Origin of the sequence: Microbacterium sp. NPDC056569 (assembly GCF_042793475.1) — a bacterium.
In the GTDB taxonomy this organism is placed as follows: domain Bacteria; phylum Actinomycetota; class Actinomycetes; order Actinomycetales; family Microbacteriaceae; genus Microbacterium.
This window is the reverse complement of the sequence record NZ_JBHTUV010000030.1, coordinates 1763-5108: the sequence shown is the minus strand read 5'-3', so window position 1 is coordinate 5108 and position 3346 is coordinate 1763. Positions and strand designations below refer to the sequence as shown.

Here is a 3346-nt window from a genome sequence, read left to right as displayed (position 1 = left end):
TACGCGCGCAGCGGATAGGGACCGAACTGTCTCACGACGTTCTAAACCCAGCTCGCGTACCGCTTTAATGGGCGAACAGCCCAACCCTTGGGACCTACTCCAGCCCCAGGATGCGACGAGCCGACATCGAGGTGCCAAACCATGCCGTCGATATGGACTCTTGGGCAAGATCAGCCTGTTATCCCCGAGGTACCTTTTATCCGTTGAGCGACAGCGCTTCCACAAGCCACTGCCGGATCACTAGTCCCGACTTTCGTCCCTGCTCGACCTGTCAGTCTCACAGTCAAGCTCCCTTGTGCACTTACACTCGCCACCTGATTGCCAACCAGGTTGAGGGAACCTTTGGGCGCCTCCGTTACTTTTTGGGAGGCAACCGCCCCAGTTAAACTACCCACCAGGCACTGTCCCTGAACCGGATTACGGTTCGAAGTTAGACATCCAGAGTGACCAGAGTGGTATTTCAACAACGACTCCACGAATACTGGCGTATCCGCTTCACAGTCTCCCACCTATCCTACACAAGCCACACCGAACACCAATACCAAGCTGTAGTAAAGGTCACGGGGTCTTTCCGTCCTGCTGCGCGTAACGAGCATCTTTACTCGTATTGCAATTTCGCCGAGTTCGCGGTTGAGACAGTTGGGAAGTCGTTACGCCATTCGTGCAGGTCGGAACTTACCCGACAAGGAATTTCGCTACCTTAGGATGGTTATAGTTACCACCGCCGTTTACTGGGGCTTAAATTCTCAGCTTCGCCTTGCGGCTAACCGGTCCTCTTAACCTTCCAGCACCGGGCAGGCGTCAGTCCGTATACATCGTCTTGCGACTTGGCACGGACCTGTGTTTTTAGTAAACAGTCGCTACCCACTAGTCTCTGCGGCCACCACGCCCTTTTCCAGGCAAGCTGGTATAAGCGGATGGCCCCCCTTCTCCCGAAGTTACGGGGGCATTTTGCCGAGTTCCTTAACCACGATTCTCTCGATCTCCTCGGTATTCTCTACCTGACCACCTGAGTCGGTTTGGGGTACGGGCGGCTAGAACCTCGCGTCGATGCTTTTCTCGGCAGCATAGGATCACCCACTTTTCATCCGCATCGTGTCTCAGCCTGTATGAGTCACGGATTTGCCTATGACTCGGCCTACGCACTTGCCCCGGGACAACCATCGCCCGGGATGGGCTACCTTCCTGCGTCACACCTGTTAATACGCTAACCGCACCAGCATGGGGTCGTACGCTAGGCCCCAAGCCATCACCCGAAGGATCCGGTCATGGGGATTCAGATACTTAGCACTACTGGGTTAGTTTGGGCGGTTCTTCGCCGGTACGGGAATATCAACCCGTTGTCCATCGACTACGCCTGTCGGCCTCGCCTTAGGTCCCGACTTACCCAGGGAAGATTAGCTTGACCCTGGAACCCTTGGTCTTTCGGAGGACGTGTTTCTCACACGTCTTTCGCTACTCATGCCTGCATTCTCACTCGTGTAGCGTCCACGGCTGGGTCACCCCGCCGCTTCACTCGCCACACGACGCTCTCCTACCCATCAACACGGCTGGACCACGAAGGCCTACCAATAATGTCAATGCCACAACTTCGGTGGCGTGCTTGAGCCCCGTTACATTGTCGGCGCGGAATCACTTGACCAGTGAGCTATTACGCACTCTTTCAAGGGTGGCTGCTTCTAAGCCAACCTCCTGGTTGTCTAAGCAACTCCACATCCTTTCCCACTTAGCACGCGCTTAGGGACCTTAGATGGTGGTCTGGGTTGTTTCCCTCTCGACTATGAAGCTTATCCCCCACAGTCTCACTGCTGCGCTCTCACTTACCGGCATTCGGAGTTTGGCTGACGTCAGTAACCTTGTAGGGCCCATCGGCCATCCAGTAGCTCTACCTCCGGCAAGAAACACGCAACGCTGCACCTAAATGCATTTCGGAGAGAACCAGCTATCACGAAGTTTGATTGGCCTTTCACCCCTATCCACAGCTCATCCCCTCAGTTTTCAACCTAAGTGGGTTCGGCCCTCCACGACGTCTTACCGTCGCTTCAGCCTGGCCATGGATAGATCACTTCGCTTCGGGTCTAGGACATGCGACTGAATCGCCCTATTCAGACTCGCTTTCGCTACGGCTACCCCACCCGGGTTAACCTCGCCACATATCGCTAACTCGCAGGCTCATTCTTCAAAAGGCACGCTGTCACACCTACCAGGGGTGCTCCAACGGTTTGTAAGCAAACGGTTTCAGGTACTATTTCACTCCCCTCCCGGGGTACTTTTCACCTTTCCCTCACGGTACTTGTCCGCTATCGGTCATCTGGGAGTATTTAGGCTTATCAGGTGGTCCTGACAGATTCACACGGGATTTCTCGGGCCCCGTGCTACTTGGGATACTCTCCACGTCAGAACACGCATTTCGACTACGGGGCTGGCACCCACTCTGGCCCGCCTTTCAAGACGGTTCGTCTATACGCTTCTGTCACGTCGACCACTCGGCAGAATGGTCAGGAAAGTCCCGCAACCCCCCACATGCAACGCCTGCCGGCTCTCACACACATGAGGTTTAGCCTGATCCGATTTCGCTCGCCACTACTCACGGAATCACGGTTGTTTTCTCTTCCTGTGGGTACTGAGATGTTTCACTTCCCCACGTTCCCTCTACCCGCCCTATATATTCAGGCGGGAGTCACTGGGTCGGCACGCCGCCCAGCGGGGTTTCCCCATTCGGACACCCTCGGATCAAAACTTGCTTATCAGTTCCCCGAGGCTTATCGCAGATTGCTACGTCCTTCTTCGGCTCCAGATGCCAAGGCATCCACCGTTTGCTCTTAAAGACTTGAAAACATGAGAATCAAAAACTCGGACACACTCCAAAAGAGTGCGACCAGAAATTGACTAATGATCTTTAAGATCATCAACACAAAACAACCCCCGAAGAGGTCATCTTGCAAAGATGCTCGCGTCCACTGTGTAGTTCTCAAAGTACGGGCGGCACCCCCACCACACGACCAACCGGCCGGCAGCAGAGGCCCAGAGAGTTGCACACCACACCTCACCCCAACGGCAAGCATGCGGCGTCCGGTCCCTCAGGACCCAACAGCGTGCAGGCACCCCGCTCACCAACCCCCACCCTCCAACCACACCCCCGAAGGACTGCGGCGTACTAGTAGGAACCAGCTGCGCTGATGCCATGTCAAATGTTCCACCCATGAGCCCCCGCAGAGACGTTCGCTCTGCTGAGGTTCCTACAACCCGAAGGTTGAGGTGCTCCTTAGAAAGGAGGTGATCCAGCCGCACCTTCCGGTACGGCTACCTTGTTACGACTTAGTCCTAATTACCGATCCCACCTTCG

General features: G+C 55.3%; 1 rRNA gene. It reads right to left on the bottom strand.

The features are described from left to right. Positions 1-2836: ribosomal RNA gene (locus ACFQ7C_RS20230) — 23S ribosomal RNA — on the bottom strand; the annotation flags it as partial. Positions 2837-3346: the final 510 nt, after the last annotated feature.